The organism is Acidobacteriota bacterium (genome assembly GCA_016184105.1).
Taxonomy (GTDB): Bacteria; Acidobacteriota; Vicinamibacteria; order Vicinamibacterales; family 2-12-FULL-66-21; genus JACPDI01.
Genome location: JACPDI010000002.1, coordinates 52840 through 76351 on the forward strand (window position 1 = coordinate 52840; position 23512 = coordinate 76351).

General features: G+C 68.7%; 16 protein-coding genes and 1 tRNA gene (1 of these 17 cut by a window edge). 8 read left to right on the forward strand and 9 right to left on the reverse strand.

From position 1 onward, the window contains the following. Positions 1 to 8: 8 nt before the first annotated feature. From folP to HYU53_00470, 4 genes are all read right to left on the reverse strand, one after another. The gene (gene folP, locus HYU53_00455) at positions 9 to 896 is read right to left on the reverse strand and encodes a dihydropteroate synthase (GenBank protein ID MBI2219665.1); all 888 of its coding nucleotides are present in this window, start codon (positions 894 to 896) and stop codon (positions 9 to 11) included. A gap of 199 nt (positions 897 to 1095) precedes the next feature. Continuing rightward, positions 1096 to 2970, reverse strand: a complete 1875-nt coding sequence (locus tag HYU53_00460) for an ATP-dependent metallopeptidase FtsH/Yme1/Tma family protein (GenBank protein ID MBI2219666.1) — start codon at positions 2968 to 2970, stop codon at positions 1096 to 1098. 29 nt (positions 2971 to 2999) lie between these two features. Next, on the reverse strand, positions 3000 to 4394 hold the full coding sequence (gene tilS, locus HYU53_00465; protein MBI2219667.1) for a tRNA lysidine(34) synthetase TilS: 1395 nt from the start codon (positions 4392 to 4394) through the stop codon (positions 3000 to 3002). 356 nt (positions 4395 to 4750) lie between these two features. Then, positions 4751 to 5038, reverse strand: coding sequence for a hypothetical protein (locus HYU53_00470; GenBank protein ID MBI2219668.1), 288 nt, complete (start codon positions 5036 to 5038; stop codon positions 4751 to 4753). A 476-nt stretch (positions 5039 to 5514) separates the two neighbouring features. Here HYU53_00470 and HYU53_00475 point away from each other — a divergent pair, with 476 nt between their 5' ends. Then, positions 5515 to 5742, forward strand: coding sequence for a type II toxin-antitoxin system VapC family toxin (locus HYU53_00475; GenBank protein ID MBI2219669.1), 228 nt, complete (start codon positions 5515 to 5517; stop codon positions 5740 to 5742). A gap of 38 nt (positions 5743 to 5780) precedes the next feature. Here the strand turns inward: HYU53_00475 and HYU53_00480 are convergent. Beyond that, positions 5781 to 5857: transfer RNA gene (locus tag HYU53_00480), tRNA-Met, on the reverse strand. A 121-nt stretch (positions 5858 to 5978) separates the two neighbouring features. Between HYU53_00480 and HYU53_00485 the strand changes: the two genes are divergently transcribed. Then, complete coding sequence (locus tag HYU53_00485; protein MBI2219670.1) at positions 5979 to 9032, forward strand: VWA domain-containing protein; 3054 nt, start codon at positions 5979 to 5981, stop codon at positions 9030 to 9032. A gap of 18 nt (positions 9033 to 9050) precedes the next feature. Here HYU53_00485 and HYU53_00490 read toward each other — a convergent pair whose 3' ends face one another. Beyond that, entirely contained in the window at positions 9051 to 9584 is a 534-nt protein-coding gene (locus tag HYU53_00490) for a Uma2 family endonuclease (GenBank protein ID MBI2219671.1), read from the reverse strand. 180 nt (positions 9585 to 9764) lie between these two features. After that, positions 9765 to 10706 (reverse strand): deoxyhypusine synthase family protein, encoded by a 942-nt coding sequence (locus HYU53_00495; protein ID MBI2219672.1) that lies wholly within the window; start codon positions 10704 to 10706, stop codon positions 9765 to 9767. A 107-nt stretch (positions 10707 to 10813) separates the two neighbouring features. Between HYU53_00495 and HYU53_00500 the strand changes: the two genes are divergently transcribed. Beyond that, on the forward strand, positions 10814 to 12619 hold the full coding sequence (locus HYU53_00500; protein ID MBI2219673.1) for a TonB-dependent receptor: 1806 nt from the start codon (positions 10814 to 10816) through the stop codon (positions 12617 to 12619). Positions 12620 to 12628: 9 nt separating this feature from the next. Here HYU53_00500 and queA read toward each other — a convergent pair whose 3' ends face one another. Further along, complete coding sequence (gene queA, locus HYU53_00505) at positions 12629 to 13684, reverse strand: tRNA preQ1(34) S-adenosylmethionine ribosyltransferase-isomerase QueA (protein MBI2219674.1); 1056 nt, start codon at positions 13682 to 13684, stop codon at positions 12629 to 12631. Between the two features lie 28 nt (positions 13685 to 13712). Between queA and HYU53_00510 the strand changes: the two genes are divergently transcribed. Further along, a complete protein-coding gene (locus HYU53_00510; protein MBI2219675.1) occupies positions 13713 to 14840 on the forward strand; it encodes an AI-2E family transporter in 1128 nt (375 codons plus the stop codon). On the opposite strand, the gene HYU53_00515 is transcribed toward HYU53_00510, so the two are convergent. After that, complete coding sequence (locus HYU53_00515; GenBank protein ID MBI2219676.1) at positions 14809 to 15279, reverse strand: DUF4112 domain-containing protein; 471 nt, start codon at positions 15277 to 15279, stop codon at positions 14809 to 14811. The two genes, HYU53_00510 and HYU53_00515, sit on opposite strands and share 32 nt — an antisense overlap. Before the next feature lie 30 nt (positions 15280 to 15309). On the opposite strand from HYU53_00515, the gene glgX reads away from it, so the two are divergent. The 4 genes in view from glgX to HYU53_00535 are tightly spaced (at most 33 nt apart) and all read left to right on the forward strand, a layout consistent with a single transcriptional unit that may run on beyond the window. Further along, the gene (glgX, locus tag HYU53_00520) at positions 15310 to 17469 is read left to right on the forward strand and encodes a glycogen debranching protein GlgX (GenBank protein ID MBI2219677.1); all 2160 of its coding nucleotides are present in this window, start codon (positions 15310 to 15312) and stop codon (positions 17467 to 17469) included. 33 nt (positions 17470 to 17502) lie between these two features. Next, complete coding sequence (locus HYU53_00525; protein MBI2219678.1) at positions 17503 to 19536, forward strand: alpha-1,4-glucan--maltose-1-phosphate maltosyltransferase; 2034 nt, start codon at positions 17503 to 17505, stop codon at positions 19534 to 19536. Further along, entirely contained in the window at positions 19533 to 22871 is a 3339-nt protein-coding gene (gene treS, locus HYU53_00530) for a maltose alpha-D-glucosyltransferase (GenBank protein MBI2219679.1), read from the forward strand. The genes HYU53_00525 and treS overlap by 4 nt, the downstream gene beginning before the upstream one ends. Continuing rightward, positions 22868 to 23512 carry the 5' portion of a hypothetical protein gene (locus tag HYU53_00535; GenBank protein MBI2219680.1) on the forward strand. 249 nt of this gene lie beyond the right edge of the window, so the window shows 645 of its 894 coding nt (coding positions 1-645); its start codon is at positions 22868 to 22870; its stop codon lies beyond the right edge, outside the window. The genes treS and HYU53_00535 overlap by 4 nt, the downstream gene beginning before the upstream one ends.

The following is a 23512-nucleotide window of genomic DNA, read 5'->3' on the forward strand; positions in this document are numbered from 1 at the left end:
CAGAAAACTTAGTTCTCTGCGGATTCTGCGGCTTCTGCCGTGAAGCCCCGGATGCGATCCGCGACGCGGACGACATCGGCCATCGCCTTCACGCCGTGCACGCGCACGATGTGGGCGCCAAACAGCACGGCCGCCGCGACGGCGGCCGCCGTCCCCCATTCCCGCTCGGCCGGCGGCACGTCGCCGACCGCGTCTTTGAGGAACGACTTTCGCGAGGCGCCGACGAGAATCGGCAGGTCCAGCACGGCCAGCCGCTGGAGACCGGCGAGCGCCGCATAGCTGTGGTCCGCCTTCTTCGCGAACCCCAGGCCGGGATCGACGATGACCTGCCCGCGCGGGATGCCGCAGGAAACCGCAAAGGCCACGCGCGGCTCCAGCTCGCCAGCCAGCTCGCGCGCAGCATCCTGGTAAACCGCCTCCTTGTACATCTCGGCCGGCCGCCCTCGCGTGTGCATCAGCACGATAGGCATGCCCCGTCGTGCAGCCACCACGCCCAGCCCCGGGTCGTACAGAAGGCCGCTGATGTCGTTGACGATCGACGCTCCCGCCTCGAACGCCGCGTCTGCCACCGCCGCCTTGTACGTGTCGATGGAAATGGGCGTCTTCACGCGCGCGGCAATCGCTTCAATCACGGGGAGCACGCGCCGCTTTTCTTCATCGGCCGGCACGGCGGCCGAACCGGGACGCGTGGACTCGCCGCCGACGTCGATGATGTCCGCTCCCTCGTCCACCATGCGCAGCGCCGCATCGACGGCGCGGCGCGCATCGAGGTGCAGGCCGCCATCCGCGAACGAATCCGGGGTGACGTTGAGGATGCCCATGATGAGCGTGCGCTCGCCGAGCCGCAGGGCCGTGCCCGAGGGGAGGAGGAGGGTGTGGGATGTGCGGGGAAACATGGGGGAGTTTGAAAGGGTTCGAGGGGGTTCGAGAAGGTTCGAGAAGGTTCGAAAGGGTTCGAGGGGGTTCGAGAGGGTTCGGCGGTAACCTGTCACTCGAACCTTTTCGAACCGTTTCGAACCGTTTCGAACCTTCTCGAACCCCCTCGAACCTTCTCGAACCCTTTCGAACCTTCTCGAACCCTTTCGAACCTACCCTCTACTCCTGCGTCACCGGCTTGTGCAGCGGCACGATGGCCGGCCGCTCGCGGGCTGGCTTGCGCGAATCGCCCGACTCGGCCGCCGGCGGGACCGCGGCCTTGAACTCCTCGAGCGCCTCGCCGGCCACCAGGCGCTTCACCTGTTCGGCGTCGAGCACCTCGCGCAGGAGCAGCTCCTGCGCGATCCGCTCGAGCACCAGTCGGTACTGTTCCATCGTCTGCTTTGCGCGGTTGTAATTGTCCGTCACGACCTTCTTGATCTCCTGGTCGATCCGGACCGCCGTGTCCTCGCTGTAGTCCTGGTGCTGCGCGATCTCCCGGCCGAGGAAGATCTGCTCTTCCTTCTTGCCGAACGTGAGCGGGCCCATCGAGTCGCTCATGCCCCACTCGCAGACCATCTTGCGCGCCAGCTCGGTCGAGCGATCGAGATCGTTGCCCGCGCCGGTCGTGATGCCGCCGAGCGTGATCTCCTCGGCGATGCGGCCGCCGAGCAGGATCGCGATCATGTCGTTCAGGTAGTCGCGCGTGTAGTTGTGCTTGTCGTCCACCGGCACCTGCATGGTGACGCCGAGCGCCATGCCGCGCGGGATAATCGTCACCTTGTGGATCGGATCGGCGTGCGGCAGCACGACGGCGAGCAGCGCGTGCCCCGCCTCGTGCACCGCGGTCACCTTCTTCTCCTCGTCGGTGATGATCATGGAGCGGCGCTCCGTGCCCATCATCACCTTGTCCTTGGCGAACTCGAAGTCCGCCATGCGCACGACCTTCTGGTTGTAACGCGCGGCGTTGAGCGCCGCCTCGTTCACCAGGTTCGCCAGGTCCGCGCCCGAGAAGCCCGACGAGCTCCGCGCCAGCAGCCGGATATCCACGTCGTCGGACAGCGGGATCTTCTTCGTGTGAACCGCGAGGATCCCCTCGCGCCCCTTCACGTCGGGACGGTTGACGACGATGCGGCGATCGAAGCGGCCCGGGCGCAGCAACGCCGGATCGAGGACGTCGGGACGATTGGTGGCCGCGACCAGGATCACGCCTTCGTTCGACTCGAACCCGTCCATCTCCACGAGGAGCTGGTTCAGCGTCTGCTCGCGTTCGTCGTGTCCGCCGCCCAGACCCGCACCGCGGTGCCGGCCGACCGCGTCGATTTCATCGATGAAGATGATGCACGGCGCGTTCTTCTTGCCCTGCTCGAACAGATCCCGGACGCGCGAGGCGCCCACGCCGACGAACATCTCGACGAAGTCCGAGCCGCTGATCGAGAAAAACGGCACGTTGGCCTCGCCCGCGACCGCGCGCGCGAGCAGCGTCTTGCCCGTTCCCGGAGGCCCCATCAGGAGCACGCCCTTCGGGATGCGGCCGCCGAGCTTCTGGAACTTCTGCGGCTCACGCAGGAACTCGATGATCTCCTGGAGCTCCTCCTTCGCCTCGTCCACGCCGGCGACGTCCTTGAAGGTCACCTTCTTCTGCGTGCTCGACGAGAGCTTCGCGCGGCTCTTGCCGAACGACAGCGCCTTGTTGCCGCCGCTCTGCATCTGCCGCACGATGAAAATCCAGAAGCCGATCATCAGGAGGATCGGCGCCCACGAATACAGCAGCGTGGCCCACGGGCTCGCCGTCGGTGCCTTCGCCGCCAGGTGCACGTTCTTTTCGAGCAGCTTGTTGCCAAGCCCCTCGAATTGCGGGGGCGCGTACGTGCGGAACTTGGTGTCGGGCCCGACCTTGAGCGTGCCGGTAATCTCGTTGCCGGTAATCGTCACCTCTTCCACTTCGCCGGCGTCGACCTTGGCGATGAAATCGCTGAAGGTCATCGGCTGGTCGGGTCCCTGGAACCCGGTGGAAAAGTTCCAGATCATGACCCCGACGACGACGAGGACCATCCAGAAGAGGAGGCTCTTAAGAGTCGAGTTCAAACTGGTTCCCCCAAATGCCTGACCTTCAAGAGTAACATGTGCCCTTCGGGGCCCCTATCACTGCCGGCGCTGAGGCTGAATTCCTCTGCAATGGTGTGGCCGACGACCCAGACAATACGGTCGCGGCCATCCACGACGAGGGGCACCCGGTCCCGTTCGCTCCGGGGGACCTTCCGGTCGACGAAATAGTCCTGCAGCTTCTTGGATCCGCCCAGCCCAAGCGGGCGGAAACGGTCCCCTGGCCGCCTGTTTCGCACGGCCAGCCCGTCGGTAACGGCCGGGGCGGCAACATGCACCCGGTATCTATCTGTCTCGGCCGTTCCCGTCCCGCCGATTACAAATTCGGCCGAGACGGCCAGGCCACATTCCGGAACCCGGGCCTCTCCAGGAATAGACAGCAAATACCGGAAATCGTTCACTTGGTCCGGTTTAAAGCCGGCCGCGGGGGTCAGCTCGAGGACCCCCTGCGCAAGTGCGGCGCGCGCCCCCGGCAGGTCCAGGCTTCCGGACTCGAGTTCCAGCAGCGCGTCCACGTGCTTCAGGCCCACGAACCGCCCTGGGGCGACGCGGGCCAGCGCGCCACGGGCCACGCGACGGCCCACCGCAGGATGAAGCGCCTTCAGCCGTTCGGCGGCGAGCCGGACGACGCTCCCCTCATCTGATAAGACGACACGACCCCCCTCTTCGATTGCACGTTCCGCCAGAAAATCCTCATCGTCGAGCGAGAGCCGCGCGCTGCGCGCGATGATGGCGGACGCCCCCGGCGCCATCGCTTCGAGGAGCGGCAGGACCTGGTGACGGATGCGATTGCGCGGAATAGACACGTCCGCGTTGGTGGCATCGACTCGGAAGGCACCTCCTCGCCCTTCCAGCCAGGCGTGCAATTCGCGCCGGCCCAGGTCCAAAAGGGGGCGCACGACGGCGCCGCGAGACTCGTGAATACCGCCGAGGCCCCGGGCTCCCGCACCGCGCAGCAGTCGAAGCAGGAAGGTCTCCGCCTGGTCATCGCGCGTGTGCCCGACGGCCATGAGATCCGCTCCTTGCGCGAGGCGGGCGCGCTCGAGGAACTCGTAACGCAGCCGGCGAGCGGCATCCTCCACCGACGTCTTCCACTCCCGAGCCGCGGCGCGAACGTCGGCTCGGTCTGAGACGAACGCGACGCCGAGCTCGGCGGCCAGGTTGCGGCAGAACGCTTCGTCTGCATCGGCCTCGTCACCGCGCAACCGGTGGTTGAAATGGGCGATGGCGACCAGCGTGTAGTCGCCGGGCCGCTGCAATTCGCGGAGCAGCCATGCGAGCGCCACCGAGTCCGGGCCACCCGACACGGCGGCGGCCACGCGCGACCCCGCGGGGATCAGGCGCCGGATGCTGCGGAGGACGCGGTCGAGCACAGGGTTTCTCATCACGATTAAACCACGACGGGCGATGGCGGGAGTCGTCCGGGCGGGCGCCAGCGACGAACAGGTCAATCTTCGTCGCGGACGGCTGGTGTATCAGGTTGGCGCACGATCGCTGGCGAATGGCGCGGCGGACCGCGTCGGCGTCGACATAGAACTCGGGGCCCAACGAGGCGAGCAGAGGGTCGACATCAGCCTCGGCGATCGCGACCACGATATCGACATCGAGCGTGGAGCGAGGCTCCCCGCTGACCGAGCTGGCCAGCGAGCCGCCGACGACGTAGCGCAGCCCGCACGCATCCAGGGTCTCGGCGACGCGAAGCGCGACCTGGATGGGCTCGTCTGCCACGTCAGAGGTCTGGAAGGTGTGCGGCGTCCGGGTACAGGAGGCGGACGAGCGCGGGGCCGAGCTTCAGGGCAGCGATTCGCAAAAAGCACTCGCGCTCCGATGCACCCGGGTGCCGCAGGCGAACGCCGGCGCGGGCAAGGCTCACCGCGGCGCTCGTCATCTGGCCGACCAGCTGCATCTTCCGGAGCGGCGACATCCTGCGCCAGGCTTCGACCTGCACGCACTCGGCTTCGCGAGTCGTGTCCCGGGTGAGGACCGCCGCCTGGCGGGAAGGGCCTGGCTTTCGCACGGTTCGATTATGCGCAGGGAGGTCCTGGCACCCGGAAAACTGTGACCTCCCCTGTCACAGCGGGCGGTCAGGCTGGGCTGTGGGGGTAAGATAGCGCCGGCTGAACCCCGGTGCTGTCGTCTACCCTTCGCTTGCGGAGGTACGACTCGTGGCATTCGTTGTCGAGATGTGGGCCGGGCGACCGCACGAACTGCTTGTCGAGGACGTAGACGAGGAGGGCAAGCCCTACGTGCGTGCGGTCCGGACGGGGCCTCCGGATCCCGAGCGCCGAACCTTCTCGTGCAGCGGCGGCAACTGGAACGTCGCGCTGAAGCTAGGCGAGGCGTTCGGGTGGCGACCCAAGGGCCCGCTCCTCCATTCCAATTCCAATCGACACAGCCCGCCGGTTCGGGAGAGATCGTATGACCCGGATGGCATACTTGTGTTCGCTGACTCCGCGACCGCGCGGTCGCGGCCTCACCTCTTCCAAGACCGGCGTGGACGCCACACATGGGGCCGAGCCGCCCCTGGCGCCAGCCTTTCACCGCCGTGATGGACTGGTCATCGAGGTGCCGGCGTTGTGGCCGCTGGAAGTGGCCAACGCGCTGGCAGTCCTCACCCGCCGCAGGAAGCTCACCGAGGACGAACGACAGACCGGCCTCGGATGGCTTCGCGGGCTGCCGATTCGCATCGACCACGAAATGGCCCCTCTGGCGTGGGCCTGAGGAAGGCCGCCGGCTGCCCGAATGGACCCAGCGAAAAATGGTGCCGGTGCAGGGACTTGAACCCCGGACACTGCGGATATGAGCCGCATGCTCTAACCATCTGAGCTACACCGGCAGGAATCCTCAATTATAGCAGGCGCGAGGCGCCAGTCACGAGGCACCAGGCAGGGGGCAAACGAGCCGGACCGGCGCTATACTGCGCCTGCCCGCCTGCCTGCCTCATACCGGGAACAGCCATGCCTGCTCGCAGTGCAACCATCGCGCTCGGGTTCATGCTCGCCATTGCGCTTGTTCAAGCCCAGTCTCCGGAACAACCGCGTTTTCGCTCGGGAGTGTCGGTCCTGCAGCTCAGCGTCAGCGTCATCGATGCCGAGGGACGCGCGGTGCGCGATCTGCGGGCAAAGGACTTCGACGTCGAGATCGGCGGCCGGCAGCGCAAGGTGCTGTTCGCCCGTTTCTCGGGAGCGCCGGACCAGCGCGCGTCGACGGACGCCGGCGCCACGCCTGCGGTCATTGCCACCAACAGCGCGGAGCGCGCCGGGCGCGCCGTCGTGTTCATGGTCGACCTGGAGAGCATCAGGGCGGGCAACGAGAAGACGCTGCTCGACACGGCGGCGCAACTGGTCGACAGCCTGGACGAGCGCGATGCCGTCTCGCTCGTGCCCGTGCCGGGCACGTCGATCGACCTCACGCGCGATCGGCGAGCGATCGCGGACGCGCTCCGCCGACTGCGCGGCACGAACGTCGTCCCCACCTACAAGTACTTCTTCACGATCGAAGAGGCGGTCGCCTTCGAGCGGGGCGACACGCGCGTGATCGGCGCGGTCATCGAGCGGGAGTGCGATGCGGCGACCGAAGAGGCGCGTGCCGCCATGGGTCTGCCGCCGATCTGCCCGCCTGCGCTCGAAAACGAAACCCGCGAGCGGCTTCGGGTCGAGCGGCTGCACGTCCAGTCCGTGCTGACGGCCGTCAGCAACGTGGCAGGACGGCTGCAGCGCGTCGACGCGCCGCGGACGATCGTGCTCATCTCCGGCGGCCTGGCGTTCGAGATGGACAGCCTGACGTGGTATCGACAGGCCGAGCGCACGCTCAAGCTCGCCGGCGTGAGCGTCTACGCCGTCCACGTACACCATCCCGACATGGACGCGTCCTCCTCGCGACGGCCGCAGAACGCGACGTTCGCAGCGCGCGAACGGGAGACGGGCCTGGCGAACGTCGCGACAATGGCCGGGGGGATGTTCTTCTTCGGGGTCGGCAAAGCGCAGGGCGTGTTCGACCGGATGCGCAACGAGATCGCCTACTCGTACCTGCTCGGGGTCGAGGGGCTCCCCCAAGACGCCGCTGACGCCGCCTCCGCCACGATCTCGGTCAAAGTGGACCGGCCCGGCGCCAGGCTGCGGACGACACGGCATCCTCCCGTCGAAAGCGTCGATGCGCAGCAGCGGCTTCGCAACCTGATCTCGCAGCCGATCGAGGTGACGGAGCTGCCGCTCGCCGCGACGCTCTACACCGTCCGCGGCGAGGAGCCGGACACCCTGAAGGCGATCGTCGGCGCGGAAATCGGCCGCGGCCTGGCGCGAACGCCGCCCGTGCGCTACGCGCTCGCGGTGCTGCGGGACGGGACTCCTGTGTTCGTGACGAACGGCACGGCGTCGGACGGCGCAGACGCCGCGCGGGTGACCGCGGGCCTGCAGCTGGCGCCCGGCCAGTACCGCCTCCGCGTTGCCGCGGTCGACGCCGGCGGACGCGGCGGATCGCTCGAAGCTCCCATCAGCATCGGCATACGCGACGCGGGAGATCTGCAGGCGAGCGACCTGATGCTCGGCTCGCCGGCCGGCACGTTCACGCCGGCCTTCAGCGTTCCGGCCGGCACACCGCTGTCCGGCCTGTTGGAGGTGTACAGCGCGGACGCGGAGCGCTTCGCGCGCGCACGCGTGTCCTTCGAGCTTCGCCGCGCCGGTTCCGGCGCGGCGCTGTCCACGATCGATGCGCCGCTCGTCCAGACCGAGACGGATCCTCGCAGGCTCGCTGCCGGGACCATCGATACGGCGGGACTCACGCCTTCGCGCTACACCGTCGCGGCGATCATCTCTCTTGACGGACGGCCGGTCGGACGTGTCAGCCGGAGCGTGGACGTGACGCCGTCGATCGCGAAAACTGCCGCTTCGATAACCGGCGACACCCCGGGTGCGCCGGCGCCGATCTCCACCGATCCGGCGATCAACGACGTTCTCACGAAGCTCGGAGGCTACGTCTCGCGGTACGGTGAGAAGGCCTCGCTCGTCGTCGGCGTCGAGAAGTACACGCAGCACGTGGAGCTGGAGCGCGCTCAGCCGTCGAGGCCGCGACGCCTGGTGGCGGAGTTCGCGCTGGTGAAGACGGAGCGGCCCGGCGGCTGGATCGGCTTCAGGGACGTCGTCGAGGTGGACGGCGAGGCGGTGCAGGATCGGCGCGACCGGCTGATGACGCTGTTCACCGATTCCGCCGCACCGATGCCGGAGGCCACCCGCATCGCGAACGAGAGCGCGCGCTTCAACGTCGGGCCGATCAGCCGCAACTTCAACGTGCCGACGATGGCGCTGCTGCTCTTCACGCCGGAGAACCTCGCGCGGTTCACGTTCACGCTCAAGGGGACGGACCGGATTGACGGGGTCGAAACCCGGGAGGTCGCGTTCCGCGAAACGAAGCGGCCGACGATGGTGATGACGCGGGCGGGCAAGGACGTCCCGCTCGAGGGCACGTTGTGGATCGTGCCCTCGGACGGGACTGTCGTCCGCACGCGCCTGCGGATGCGGGGGTTTGCGGACGCGATCGCGATGGGAGACGCGCGGGCGCCGTCGGCGAGCACGCTGCCGCAGGAGTTTTCGTCGCCGACCTCAACCGCCCCGCAGCAGGCGGCTCAGGGGAGCGGCACTCCGGCCGGGTCGGGGCAGAGCGGCGGGACAACGCAGCCGGGCGGCTCCGGAACCGGCGGCGCTCCGGCGGGGGCGCAGGGCGGCTCGGGCGGAGGCGGGGGCGGGGGCACCGGCTCGGGTGTCCGTAAGCCCGACCGCCGGGTGCCTGACTTCGAGATGCCGATGACGCGCCTGGAGAGCCGCGCGGACATCGAAGTCACCTACCGCCGCGACGAGCGGCTCGACATGTGGCTTCCCTCGAAGATGTCTGAGCACTACGAGGGACCGATTCCGCGCGTCCGCAGCGCGCCGGTTCTCGGCACGACGCGCACCATCGCCACATACGCGGACTATCGCCAGTTCGGGACCTCCTCGAAGATTACGGTCCCGAAGTGAGCCCGCGCGCGCGCCAGGCTACCAGCCGAAGATCTGCAGCGGTGTCAGAGAAAGGTCGGGCAGGACCGCTGATGGAATGGGCTGCGATTCGGACGCGAGCGCACGGCTCGCAACGCCGGACGGCGTCAGCGCAAGCACGCTGACCTGCCGTGCGGGCAGGCTGACGAGCCAGCACTCGCGGACGCCGTAGCGCGCAAACCAACCCATGCGCTCCTCCAGCCGCCCCACGCGAGGCTGCGGCGAGAGCACCTCGATCACGAGGTCCGGCGCGCCGTACACGCGGTCGCTGACGATCGCGCGCCGCTCGGCCGCGACAAAGAGCAGGTCCGGCTGGACGACGAGCGCGGCATCGTAGTCGAGCACGACGTCCATGGGCGCCAGCAGGACCTCTCCAAGCCGGCGGTCCCGGACGAACGGCGCCAGCTCCAAGTGCAGTTCGCCGACGACGCGCTGGTGGTGCACGGTGGGCGAATCCGCCACGTGGAGCACGCCGTAGGCCAACTCGCGCGGGAGCACGGTCTCGGGCGTCTGGAGGTATTCGGCGGTGGTCATCCTGCCCTTCGCTTTCTTCTGTTTCCGGTTATCCCGATAGGTCGTTGAGATCGGCACGCGACATCCTTTTCTGACCTCGACGACGACGATGCCATCGTCCGCGGCCAAATGCAACAGGGGGACGAATAAGGGGGACAGTCACACTTTCCTGGGTTGCTTCGGAAAGTGTGACTGTCCCCCTTATTCGTCGGCTAGCGCCGCCGCCAGCAGGGGAATCAGCAGTTCGAGCGGCCCCGTCAGGGAATAACCGCGGCCGGTACCCGCGACCGGTCTGGTCACGACGTTGGTGTGCGGCCGGTAGTGCCGCAGGAAGTCGATGTTCACCGTCGTCATGCCCTCGAGCGCGAGACCGCGGTTGCGCGCGAGCGCGACCGCCTTCAGGAACACCTCCGGCAGCAGCACGGCCGATCCGCAGTTGAGATACACGCCGCGATCGAGAGCCGCCACATTGGACACGAAGTAACCGAAGTCGCGCAGGCTCCCTTCGCCGAGCGACGCGCCGGAGGCGGACGGGTGCATGTGGATGATGTCGGTCCCAATCGCGACGTGAACGGTGACGGGAATCTCGAGGCGCGCCGCCGCGGCGAGCACGCTCTTATCCGCGAAACGCAGCTGCGACCGCTGCAGGTGGTTCGCGACCGCCTGGCCGAGACCCAGGCCGGCGGCAACGCCGGCATTGATGATGTCGTTCAACCCCCGCCCGGTCTCCTCGGCCATGCCGAACCGCCCGCGGCCGAGCGCCTCGTCCACATCTTCGGACGTCGCGCCGCCGAGCGCGATCTCGTAATCGTGGATGATGCCGGCGCCGTTTGTCGCCAGCGCCGAGACGAATCCGCGCTCCATCAGGTCGATGAGGATCGGGCCCAGCCCTGTCTTGACGACGTGGGCGCCGAATCCCCACAAGATGCAGGCGTTGCGCGCACGCGCGTCGCGGATCGCGTCAGCCACCGCCTTGAAGTCGGCCGCGGCCTGGATCGCCGGAAGCGACTCGAAGAGAGCGCGCGCGGCCGCGGCGTCGCGTATCGGTTTCGCGAAATCGGCGGCGTTGGCCTTGCTCCGGCGCGAGGCGAGCGGGTAGGTGCGCACGCCTGAGAAGTCGAACGGCTTGTAGGTCAGTTTCATCAGATCACCAGCATCGCGTCACGGTAACTATAACCGGTAGGCGCACGGCACAATCATGACGTGAGCCGCACGATGTCTCGCGCACCCGTGCGGTACGATGCTCTGATATGAATCGCGTCGCAGCGATCGCCCGCCAGACAGCGCTCGGCTGGCTCGCCGTTCTCTCTCTCTCCACGAGCCTGGCTGCGCAGCCCCACCAGGTGCGCGACACCGTCACCGTGACGGCCGCGGCGCGGCCCGTCCCGTTCGACAACCTCGCGCGCGCCGTGACCGTGCTCACGCGGGAGCAGATCGCGCGACTGCCGGCCCGTTCGGTGGCCGAGCTGCTGCGCTACGCCGTCGGCCTGGACGTGCGGGCGCGGGCGCCGTTCGGCATCCAGAGCGACTTCTCCATCCGCGGCGCGTCGTTCGGGCAGACGCTCGTCCTGGTGGACGGCGTGCGGCTGAACGACGCGCAGTCGGGCCACCACAACGGCGATATTCCGGTGCCGATCGGTGACATCGAACGGATTGAAGTCCTTCAGGGCGCGGGCTCGTCGCTTCACGGCGCCGACGCGTTTGGCGGCACGATCAACGTCATCACGAGAAAGACCGTGGGCGGCGCGAGCGGGTCGCTCTCGGCGGGCGATTTCGGCCTGCTGCAGGGAACGATGCGCTGGGCGGGGGCCGGGCCGCGCCTGCCCTCGCTGGCCATCGAAGGCGCGCGATCGTCCGGCTTCATGTTCGCGCGCGACTTTGGCACGCTGGCGACGAGCGCCGGCGTCCTGGCCGGCGGCACGCGCGCGCGCCTTGGGTACGTGCGAAAAGAGTTCGGTGCCAACGGCTTCTACGGACCGTCTCCGTCGCGAGAGTGGACGGACCAGACGCTCGTGACGATCGAGCGCGACCCGGTCGAGATCGGCCGGTGGCAGGCGAGCGCGGTGGCCTCCTATCGAACGCACGGCGATCGCTTTCTGTGGGACGTGCGGCGGCCCGGCGTGCTCGAGAGCCGGCATCGCACGCACGCGGTGCTCGCGACCGCGAAGCTCCGCCGCGCGCTCGGCAGCCGGAGCGGTGTTGCGGCTGGCGCCGAGACGGGCGTGGACTGGATCCGATCGAACAACCTCGGCGACCACCACGTGGCGCGCACCGGCCTTTACCTGGAATGGGAACAGGCGCTGGGGCCGCGCGCGGTGCTCTATCCGGGCGTCCGCTACGATCGCTATTCGTCATTCGGGAGCGCGTGGAGCCCGGCGCTGTCAGGAAGCCTCTGGCTGGCGCCGGCGGTCCGGCTTCGCGGCGCGGCCGGGCGGGCGTTCCGAATCCCGACCTTCACGGAGCTGTACTACCGCGACCCGGCGCATCAGGCGAGCGGGGATCTCCGGCCGGAGCGCGCGTGGAATCTCGAAGCGGGCTTCGACTGGTTCATCGGGCTCGATTGGGTCGCGTCGGCGACCGCGTTCCGGCGCTCGGAGCGCGACCTCATCGACTGGGTCCGCAACACGGCGGCAGAGCGATGGCGAACGACGAACATCCACCGCCTTCGCACGACCGGTTTCGAGCTCGAGCTTCGGCGGCCCATCGGCGCGAGCGCGTTCGTGGCCGCCGACTACTCACGCCTCGCTGCGGATGCGGGACGTGTGCCGTTCCTGTCCAAGTACGCGCTGGACTACCCGCGCGACACCTTCGCGCTCAAGGCGAGCGCGCCGCTGCCGGGCGCGGTGGGCCTCGGGCAGCGGCTCGCGCTCGTGCGCCGGTCCGACGGCCGCCGCTACTGGATCGCCGACGCCCGGGTGTCGCGCGCGTTCAGGGCGACTCGTCTCTTCGTCGAAGGCACGAACCTCCTCGACACGCGATACCAGGAGATCAAGGGGGTGGACATGCCGGGTCGATGGATATTGGCAGGAATCGAGCTCGGCGCCGTCCGGCAGTGAGCACATCCCTCAGATCACCAGCATCGCGTCGCCGTAGCTGTAGAACCGGTAGCGCTCCGCGACCGCCTCGCGATACGCGGCGAGCACAGGCTCCCGTCCCGCGAAGGCGGACACCAGCATCAGGAGCGATGACTTCGGCAGGTGGAAATTCGTCAGCAGCGCCTGCACGACCCGGAACGTGTAGCCGGGATAGATGAAGAGGGAGGCCTCGCCCCGCCCTGGTCCAAGCCGGCCGCTCCCGGCGATCGCCGCGCTCTCCAGCGCGCGCGTGGTCGTCGTCCCCACGGCGACGATGCGGCGGCCATCGTCGAGCGCCCGATTGATTTGCGCGGCGGCGGCATCTTCGATCTCGTAACGCTCGGCCTCGACGACGTGCTGCTCGACATCCGCGGCTCGAACCGGCTGGAACGTGCCGTAGCCCACGTGCAGGGTGATGGAGACGCGGCCAACCCCTCGCGCGTCGAGCGCGCGCAGGATGTCGCCGGTGAAGTGCAGGCCGGCGGTCGGCGCGGCCACCGACCCGCGCCGGCGGGCGTAGATGGTCTGGTACCGCTCCCGGTCGTCGGCTCGATCCGGACGATGGATGTACGGCGGGAGCGGTACGTGCCCCAGCGCGTCGATGAGTGCGCCGACCTCCGGGCCGTCGACGGCCCACAGCCGGATGCGGCGGCGGCCGAAGAAGCGCCGCTCCAGCACCTCGCCGTGCAGCGTGCCCGCCGGACCCTGGAAGACGAGTCGCGCGCCCGGCTTCAGCTTCTGCCCCGGATGCATCAACGCGTCCCACTCCTCGCTCGATCCGGTGCCGCCGATCCGCTCAACGAGCATGCACTCGACCGCACCGCCGCTCGGCGCCCGGCGCCCGAGGAGGCGTGCCGGGAACACGCGCGTGTCGTTGACGACCAGCAGGTCTCCGGGCGCGAGCAGTCCCGGAAGATCGCCGATCCGCGCGTGCCGCGTGGCGCCGCTCCCGCGGTCCAGGACGAGGAGCCGCGAGGTCCCGCGGGGCGCCGCCTCCTGCGCGATCAGCTCAGGTGGCAGCTCGAAGTCGAAGTCCGAGACGCGCATGGGTGTGGGCTACAATCCTGAGCGTACCATGCCGCCGCAGACCAACGGCCACGACGCCGCACCCGTCGTCTCGATTCCGCCGCCGCACGCCGCGGTCATCGTGATCGCGGGCGTGGCCATCGTCCACGTCCTGCACTTCGCGCGGCCGGTGCTCATCCCGATCGTCCTGGCGATCCTGATCGCATTCGCGCTCGCGCCGCTCGTGAGCGCGCTCGCGCGCGTGATGGTCCGGGCGCTCGCCGCGGCGGTCGCGATCGCGCTGTTCACGGCGGGCATTGGCGCCGGCATCTGGGCGGTCAGCGACGACGCGATCGAGGTGGTGCAGTCGCTGCCGCTGGCGGCGCGCCGCGTGCGCGAGGTGCTGCGCGAGCAGCGGCGTTCCGGCGAAGGGGCGCTGAAGCAGATGCAGCGCGCGGCGGCCGAGATCGAGCGCACGGCGAACGAGGCCGCGCCCCCCGCGACGCGCCCGCCCGGCGACGTGCAGCGCGTGCAGATCGTCGAGCCCGCGTTCCGCGCCGGCGACTATCTGTGGTGGGGCAGCCTCGGCACGATTGGCTTCCTCGGCGAGCTGATGGTCATCCTGTTCCTCGCCTACTTCCTGCTCGCAGGCGGAGACCTCTACAAGCGCAAGATGGTGAAGATCGCCGGGCCGGCGCTGAGCCGGCGCCGCGTGACGGTGCAGATCCTGGACGACATCTCGTCGCAGGTCGCGCGATTCATGCTGGCGCTGGCCGGCACGAGCGCGATCGTCGCCGCCGCGACCGCCGGCACGCTCTGGTGGCTGGGCCTCGACGCCTGGCTCTTCTGGGGGATCACCGCGGGAGTCCTGAACACGATTCCGTACTTCGGTCCGGTGATTGTCAGCGTCGCGCTCGCCGTGATCGGCTTCGTGCAGTTCGGAACGCCGGGGCGAACCTTCGCGGTCGCCGCCGGGGCGTTCGCCATCACCTCGCTCGAAGGCTGGCTGCTCACCCCGGCCCTCATGGGGCGCGCCGCGCGGATGAATCCCGCGGCGGTGTTCGTCGGGCTGCTCTTCTGGGGCTGGGTCTGGGGGCTCTGGGGCGTCGTCCTCGCGGTGCCGATGATGATGCTCGTCAAGTCCGCCTGCGACCACATCGAGGATCTCAACCCGTTGGGAGAACTCCTAGGCGACTGAGCGCCCACACAACGGCGATCACCGGCAGCGCGGCGATGACGAGCGCGGCCACGACGACGCCGATCACGAACAGGTGGTCTCCCGCTCCGGCCGTTCGCCGCTCGAAGACGTGCCGCTCGAGCAGCCGCACGTTCGCCTGGTTGGCTTTCCAGAACACGTCCACCGCATCGCCCAGGAGCGGCACGACGCCCAGCGCGGCGTCGATCCCGGCATTGACGGCCATGCGGGCGATGACCACGTTCGGCACGCGCATCCGCCACGCGTGCGCGATCACCACGAGGCCGAACATCGGGCCGACGATGTCTCCGAGGCCGGGGATGAGGCCGAGGATCGGATCGAGCCCGAACGTGATGCGCGTCCCCGGAATTCGGAACTGGCTGTCGAAGAGACGGGCCCACCGGCGGATGCCGTCGAGGTCCTGCGGCCTGCGGTCGCGCACGCGTCCACGCTATATCATGGTGACTTCCGAATGCGAGTCTGGCCCGGCTCTTCGTATCCGCTCGGCGCGACGTGGGACGGCAACGGCGTCAATTTCGCGATTTTTTCGGAGCACGCGACCCGCGTCGAGCTGTGCCTGTTCCAGTCGGCAGACGCTGCGAGCGAGTGCCTCACCATCCCGCTGCCGGAGCACACCGACATGGTGTGGCACGGCTACCTCCCCGACGTCCGGCCGGGCCAACTGTACGGGTATCGGGTCCACGGGCCGTTCGACCCGCACGCCGGCCACCGCTTCAATCCTCACAAGCTGCTGTTCGATCCGTATGCGAAGGTCGTCGGCCGTTCCGCGCGCTGGCACGAATCGCTGTTCGGCTGTACGCCGGGCGCGCCGGACGCGGACGCGTCGTTCGATACGCGCGACAGCGCGCCGTATGCCCCGCTGGCTGCCGTGGCCGACACCGCGTTCACGTGGGGAGACGATCGCCCGCCGCGCACGCCGTGGCACGAGACGATCATCTACGAGGCGCACCTCAAGGGCTTCACGAAGCTCCACCCGCGCATCCCCGAGGCGGAACGCGGCACGTACCTGGGGATGGCATCGGACCCGGCGATCAGCCATCTCCTCGAGCTCGGCGTGACGGCCGTCGAGCTGATGCCGCTGCACTACCACATCGACGAGCGGCCCCTCGTGACGCGCGGGCTGTCGAACTACTGGGGATACAACACGCTCGGCTACTTCGCGCCCGATCCGCGGTTCGCCTCGTCGCGATCGCCGATGGAGGCCCTGCGCGAGTTCAAGATGATGGTTCGGGCGCTTCATGCCGCCGGGCTCGAGGTGATCCTCGACGTCGTCTACAACCACACGGCGGAAGGCAATCAGCTGGGTCCCACGCTCTCGCTGCGCGGCATCGACAATCGATCGTACTATCGCCTGCAGCCCGGGCGGCTGAGCGCGTACGAGGACTTCACGGGCTGCGGCAACACGCTCAACATGCGCAGCCCCCGCGTGCTGCAGCTGATCATGGACAGCCTGCGCTACTGGGTGAACGAGTGCCACGTCGACGGGTTCCGCTTCGACCTGGCGAGCGCGCTCGCGCGCGAGCTGTACGCCGTCGACAAGCTCGGCGCCTTCTTCGACATCATCCACCAGGATCCCGCGCTGTCGCAGGTGAAGCTCATCGCGGAGCCGTGGGACCTGGGCGAGGGAGGGTACCAGGTCGGGCAGTTTCCCACGAAGTGGACGGAGTGGAACGGCAAGTACCGCGACACGATCCGCCGCTTCTGGCGCGGCGACGGCGGCATCGTGTCGGAGCTGGCCACGCGGCTGTCTGGGAGCAGCGACCTCTACGAACAGAGCGGCAGGCGCCCGTACGCCAGCATCAACTTCATCACCGCGCACGACGGGTTCACGCTGGCCGATCTCGTCAGTCACAACGACAAACACAATGAGGCGAACGGCGAGCAGAACGGCGACGGCGAACGCAACAACCTGAGCTGGAACTGCGGCGTCGAAGGGCCCACCGCCGATCCGGACATCAGCGCGCTGCGCCTGCGGCAGATGCGCAACTTCCTGGCGACGCTGATGCTCTCGCAGGGCGTGCCGATGATCGGCGGCGGCGATGAAATGGCCCGCACGCAGCGTGGCAACAACAACGCGTACTGCCAGGACAACGAGCTGAGCTGGACGCCGTGGGACCTCACGCCCGAACAGCGTGACTTTCTCGATTTCGCACGCCGGCTGGTATGGGTGCGGCGGCGGGAGCCCGTGCTTCGGCGGCGGAAGTTTTTTCAGGGACGCGGGATCCGCGGCGCGGGCATCAAGGACATCGCGTGGCTGGATCCGCTCGGGCGCGAGATGACCGACCGCGAATGGCAGTCGCCCGACGCGCGCGCCCTGGGCGTGCTGCTCTCGGGCGATGCGATCGACGAACTGGACGGGCGCGGCCGGCCGGTCCGCGGCGAGACGCTGCTCGTGCTCTACAACGCCGCCGGCGCCCCCCTGTCGTTTCAGCTCCCCCCCGACGGCGGCGCGGAATCGTGGAGGCCGATGTTCGACACCGCGCGCGACACGGCCCCCGACGTCGTGCTCTCGCCCGGCAGCGCGTATCCTATGGAGGCCCACTCGCTGGCGCTCCTGCGTCGCGAGGGGGCGACCGGCACCGGGCACGAAGATGGCACGTTGAACATGTGAGGTCTGCGCAACCTCGGAATCAGGAGGCACCGGTTGCCGTCACGTCGCCGAAGCTCAGCCGTCACGCGCGCCCGCACGGCTGAGGTTGCTCCCACGCTCCCGCCGCGAGTCGTCATTGAAAACGTCCAGCCGCAGGTCGACGGCGGCCGCTTCCCCGTCAAACGCTGCGTGGGCGAAGCCGTCACCGTGCAGGCCGACATCTTCGCCGACGGCCACGACGTGGTGGCCGCCGTGTTGAAATTTCGCGAGCGCGAGTACGACGACGCGGCAGCCGGAGCCTGGCGCGAAATCCCCATGCTGCCGCTCGGCAACGATCGATGGGAGGCGCGGTTCACGGTGGAACGCGTGGCGCTGTACGAGTTCACCGTGCAGGGATGGGTGGACCGCTTCGCCACCTGGCGCGACGGCCTCTCCAAGAAGGTCGCCGCCGGGCAGGATGTGGCGCTCGAACTGCAGGAGGGCGCGCTCATGGTGCGCGCGGCGCTCGTTGTGTCCGCCGTCGCCGACGGTCATCCCCGGACGGACGGGGAACGCCTGGAAGGGTTTCTGGACGCGTTGGAGCGCGGCGAGCAGGCCGACCGGCATGCCGCGGCACTCTCTCCCGAGCTGTGGGCGCTCATGCTGCGCTGCGACGATCGGACGGCCGCGGCGACGATCGACCCACCGCTCACCGTGCTGGGGGAACGCGAGCGCGCGCGCGCCGGCGCGTGGTACGAGATGTTCCCGCGCTCCTACAGCCCTGAGCCCGGCCGCAGCGCGACGTTTGCCGAAGCGGCCGAGCGGCTGGCCGGCATCGCCGAAATGGGCTTCGACGTCGTCTATCTGTCCCCGATCCATCCGATCGGGACGACGTTCCGCAAGGGGCGGAACAACCGCCTCGAGCCGGCGCCGGCCGACCCGGGCAGTCCGTGGGCGATCGGCGGCAGCGCCGGCGGACACACCTCGGTGGAGCCCGGACTTGGCACGCTCGACGACTTCGATCGGTTCGTTGCCGTCGCAGAACGCCTCGGCCTCGAGGTCGCGCTCGATCTCGCCTACCAGGCGTCACCCGATCACCCCTACGTCGCCGAGCACCCGGAGTGGTTCCGGCAGCGGCCGGACGGATCGATCAAGCACGCGGAGAACCCGCCGAAGAAGTACCAGGACATCTACCCGTTCGACTTCGACTCGAAGGACTGGCGCGCCCTCTGGGACGAGCTGAAGAACATCGTCGAGTTCTGGATCGGGCATGGGGTCAAGATCTTTCGCGTGGACAACCCGCATACCAAGCCGTTTCGCTTCTGGGAGTGGATGATCGCCGGCATCCGCCGCCGGCACCCGGACACCATTTTCCTGTCCGAGGCGTTCACGCGGCCCAAGGTGATGCGGCACCTGGCCAAACTCGGGTTCTCGCAGTCGTATACCTATTTCACCTGGCGGAACTCGAAGCCGGAGCTGGTCGAGTACTTCACCGAGCTCACGCAGACCGACGTGCGGGAGTACATGCGCCCGAACCTGTTCGTGAACACGCCGGACATCCTGCACGAGTACCTGCAACGCGGCGGACGGCCGGCGTTCCGCGTGCGGTTGCTGCTCGCGGCGACCCTCGGCGCGTCGTACGGGGTGTACAGCGGGTTCGAGGTGTACGAGAACCGCGCCGTGCGCGCGGGATCGGAGGAGTACCTGAACTCCGAGAAGTACGAGTTCCGGCACTGGGACTGGAACCAGCCGGACACGCTGCGCCCGCTCATCGCGCGGGTGAACGCCATCCGGCACGAGCATGCCGCGCTGCGCTCGAACTGGGGCCTGCGCTTTCACCAGACGGACAACGATCACCTGATCTGCTACAGCAAACGGTCGCCCGACGGCGGCGACGCGCTGCTGATCGTGGCGAATCTCGATCCCCACGTCATGCAGCACGGCTGGATCCGGGTGCCGGTCGCGGAGTTCGGGCTCGTGCCGGACCGCGGGTACGAGGCGCACGACCTGCTGAGCGGCGAGACCTACTACTGGCACGGCGAGTGGGACTACGTGCGGCTCGACCCCCAGCTGCGTCCCGGGCACATTCTGCGGCTCACGGCGTCATGACGGATCCGGCTTTCGCGGACGATCCGCTCTGGTACAAGGACGCCGTCGTGTACGAGACGCACGTCCGGGCGTTCTTCGACAGCAACAACGACGGCATCGGCGACTTCCCGGGCCTGACCGAGAAGCTCGATTACCTGCGCGACCTCGGCGTCAACGCGATCTGGCTCCTGCCCTTCTATCCCTCGCCGCTGCGCGACGACGGGTACGACATCGCGAAGTACGAGGGCATCCATCCGTCCTACGGAGCGCTCGGCGACTTCAAGAAGTTCCTGCGCGAGGCGCACGCGCGCGGCCTGCGCGTGATCACCGAGCTGGTCATCAACCACACGTCCGACCAGCACCCGTGGTTCCAGGCTGCGCGCCGCGCGCCGAAGGGGTCACCGAAGCGCGATTTCTACGTGTGGAGCGAGACGAAGCAGAAGTACGAAGGCGTCCGGATCATCTTCACCGACACCGAGAAGTCGAACTGGACCTGGGACGACACGGCAGGCGCGTACTACTGGCACCGGTTCTTCCACCACCAGCCGGATCTGAATTTCGACAACCCGCAGGTGCTGCGCGCGGTGCTGCGCGTGATGCGGTTCTGGTTCGACATGGGCGTCGACGGCATGCGGCTGGACGCCATTCCCTACCTCATCGAGCGCGAAGGCACGATCTGCGAGAACCTGCCGGACACACACTCCGTGCTCAAGCAGATCCGCCGCGGCCTCGACACACGCTTCCGCGGGCGCTTCCTGCTTGCGGAAGCCAACCAGTGGCCTGCCGACGTCGCCGAGTACTTCGGCCAGGGGGACGAGTGCCACATGGCATTCCATTTCCCGCTCATGCCGCGGATGTTCATGGCGCTCCGGCAGGAGGATCGCCATCCGATCACCGAGATCCTGCGCCAGACGCCCGACATCCCCGACACGTGCCAGTGGGCGCTTTTTCTCCGCAACCACGACGAGCTGACGCTGGAGATGGTCACCGACGAGGAACGCGACTACCTGTACCAGGCGTACGCCGCCGATCCGCAGATGCGGATCAACGTCGGCATCCGCCGGCGGCTCGCGCCGCTCCTCGAGAACAGCCGGCGCCGCATGGAGCTGCTCAACAGCCTCCTGTTCTCGTTCCCCGGCACGCCGGTGCTCTATTACGGCGACGAGATCGGCATGGGCGACAACGTGTACCTGGGCGATCGCAACGGCGTGCGCACCCCGATGCAGTGGACCGGCGATCGCAACGCCGGGTTCTCGAAGGCGGACCCGGCGCGCCTCTACGCGCCCGTGATCATGGACTCGGTGTACGGCTACCAGGCGATCAACGTCGAGGCGCAGGAACGATCCCCCTATTCGCTGCTCAACTGGATGCGCCGCATGATCGCGCTCAGGCGCCAGAACCGCGTGCTCGGGCGCGGCAGCATCGAGTTCCTCCGGCCCGCCAACCGCAAGATCCTCGCGTACCTGCGCCGGCACGCGGGCGACGTCGTGCTCTGCGTCGCCAACCTGGCACGCACGATCCAGCCGGTGGAGCTGGACCTCTCCGAGTTCAAGGGCTTCACGCCCATCGAGATGATCGGGCAGACCGAGTTCCCCCGCATCGCCGACGAGCCGTACATGTTGACGCTCGGAACGTACGCGTTCTACTGGTTCAAGCTCCAGCTCAATCCGATGCCGGTCGCGGCGCGGGTCGCCGCGCAGGAGCCCGAGGTTCGCGAACAGGCGGCGCCGCTCTTCATGGGGGCCGCGTGGGACACCTTGCTCGAAGGGAACGTGCGCGGCCTCATCGAGCGCGACCTGCTGGCGGACTTCCTGCGGCGCCAGCGCTGGTTCGGCGGAAAGGCGCGCGAGCTGCGGCGGGTGCGGTTCGCGGACTGGGGGCTCGTGCGCCGCACGCCGTCTCCGCTCTTCGTCACGATCGTCGAAGCCGAGTACGGCGACCTCGGCCGCGAGCGCTACCTCCTGCCGATCACGATGAGCAGCGGGGCGGATGCGGCAGCCATCGAGCGCCACCACCCGCAGGCCGTCATCGGACATGTGAGCGGCGCGCGGAAAGGCCTCATCCACGATGCCGCCGTCGCAGCGGCGTCGGGGCATGCGCTGTTCGAGGCGATCGCGCGGGAGGAAACGCTGGCGCTCCGCGGGGGCGTGCTGCGCGGCCGGGCGACCGCCATGCTTCCCGAGCTTCGCGGCCCGGCGGCGCTCGAGGCCGCTCCGGCGACCACCGAGCAGAGCAACTCGATGATCGCGTTCGGCGATCGCCTGCTGCTGAAGCTGTTCCGGCGCGTCGAGGAGGGACCGAACCCCGACGTGGAGATCACGCAGTACCTGACCGAGCGCACCGGCTTCACACGCGCGCCGCGCCTGGGCGGTGTGATTGACTACGAGGCCCGCGGCGGAAAGACGGGCAGCTTCGCGATGCTGCAGTCGCGCATTGCCAGCCAGAGCGACGGATGGGGACATGCGATCAGCGAGATGGGCCGCTACTACGAGCGCGTGTCGGTGGCGGGCGGTCCCTCCGCTGACACGGCAGCCGCCGCTGCGCTCCCCTGGACCCAGCTCGTTCGCACGCCGATTCCCCGCGAGGCCCTCGACCTGGTCGGCGCGTACCTGGAGAACGCATCCACGCTGGGCAGGCGGAGCGCCGAATTGCACGCGGCGCTTGCCGGCGCGGAAGGAGACGAGGCGTTCGCGCCCGAGCCGCTGACGGAAGAAGACCGCCGCGCGCTCGCCGCCTGCATGGTGGAAGAGGCGGACCGCACGCTCGACGCGGTGCCGCCGCAGTTGCCGAAGCTGTCGCCCGAGACCGCGGCCGGCGCACGCGAGCTCATCGTGCTCCGCGAGCGGATCACCCGGACGTTCGGCGCGATCGCGCACACGGCGGCCCCCGTGTCGAAGATCCGCGTCCACGGCGACTACCACCTCGGCCAGGTGCTCTGGGCGGAGAACGACTACTACATCATTGATTTCGAGGGCGAGCCGGCCAGGAGCCTCGCGGAACGGCGCGCGAAGCAGCTCGCGCTCAAGGATGTCGCCGGCATGCTTCGATCGTTCGGCTACGCCGCGTACGCGGGGCTGGGCGCATACGCCGCCACGCGCCCGGACGAGGCGGACCGGATGGAGCCGTGGGCCCGTGCATGGCAGGCGTGGACCTCGGCGGCGTTCCTGCGCACCTATCTCGACACGGCGGCCGCCGCCGCGTTCCTGCCGTCCAGCCCCGAGGACACCGAGCGCCTGCTCGACGCGTTCGTGCTCGACAAGGCGCTGTACGAGCTGCGCTACGAGCTGAACAATCGTCCAGACTGGGTCCACATCCCCCTTTGGAGCATCCTGAGATTTCTCCGGGGAGGGGCATGAGGACCAAGACCTCCGCGACGCGCCGGAGCTTCGGCGCCCAGCCGCTGGCGGGCGCCACGCGGTTCAGCGTGTGGGCCCCCCGCGCCGCCGGCGTGTCGGTGCTCATCGAGTCAGGAAGCCGCGCGGGCGAGCACGCGATGGCGCGTGCCGAGGCCGGGACGTTCTCCGCAACGGTGCGCGGCATCGGCCCCGGCGATCTCTACCGTTACCGCGTCGACGGGTCCGCGCCGATGCCGGACCCGGCATCGCGGTTTCAGCCGCTCGGCGTTCACGGTCCGTCCGAAGTGATCGATCCGGCGGCCTATCGCTGGAACGATGAGGGCTGGCGCGGCGTGGACCCGGCACGTGCGGTCATCTACGAGCTGCACGTCGGCACGTTCACCGTTGAAGGAACATTCCGCGCCGCGGCGGCGCGCCTGCCCTACCTCCGCGACCTGGGAGTCACGATCGTCGAGCTGATGCCCGTCGCCGATTTCCCAGGCACTCGCAACTGGGGCTACGACGGCGTGGATCTCTATGCGCCGGCCCGCGTCTATGGGCGGCCCGACGATCTGCGACGCTTCGTGGAGGACGCGCACCGCAACGGCCTCGGCGTCATGCTCGACGTGGTGTACAACCACCTCGGTCCCGACGGCGCCTAC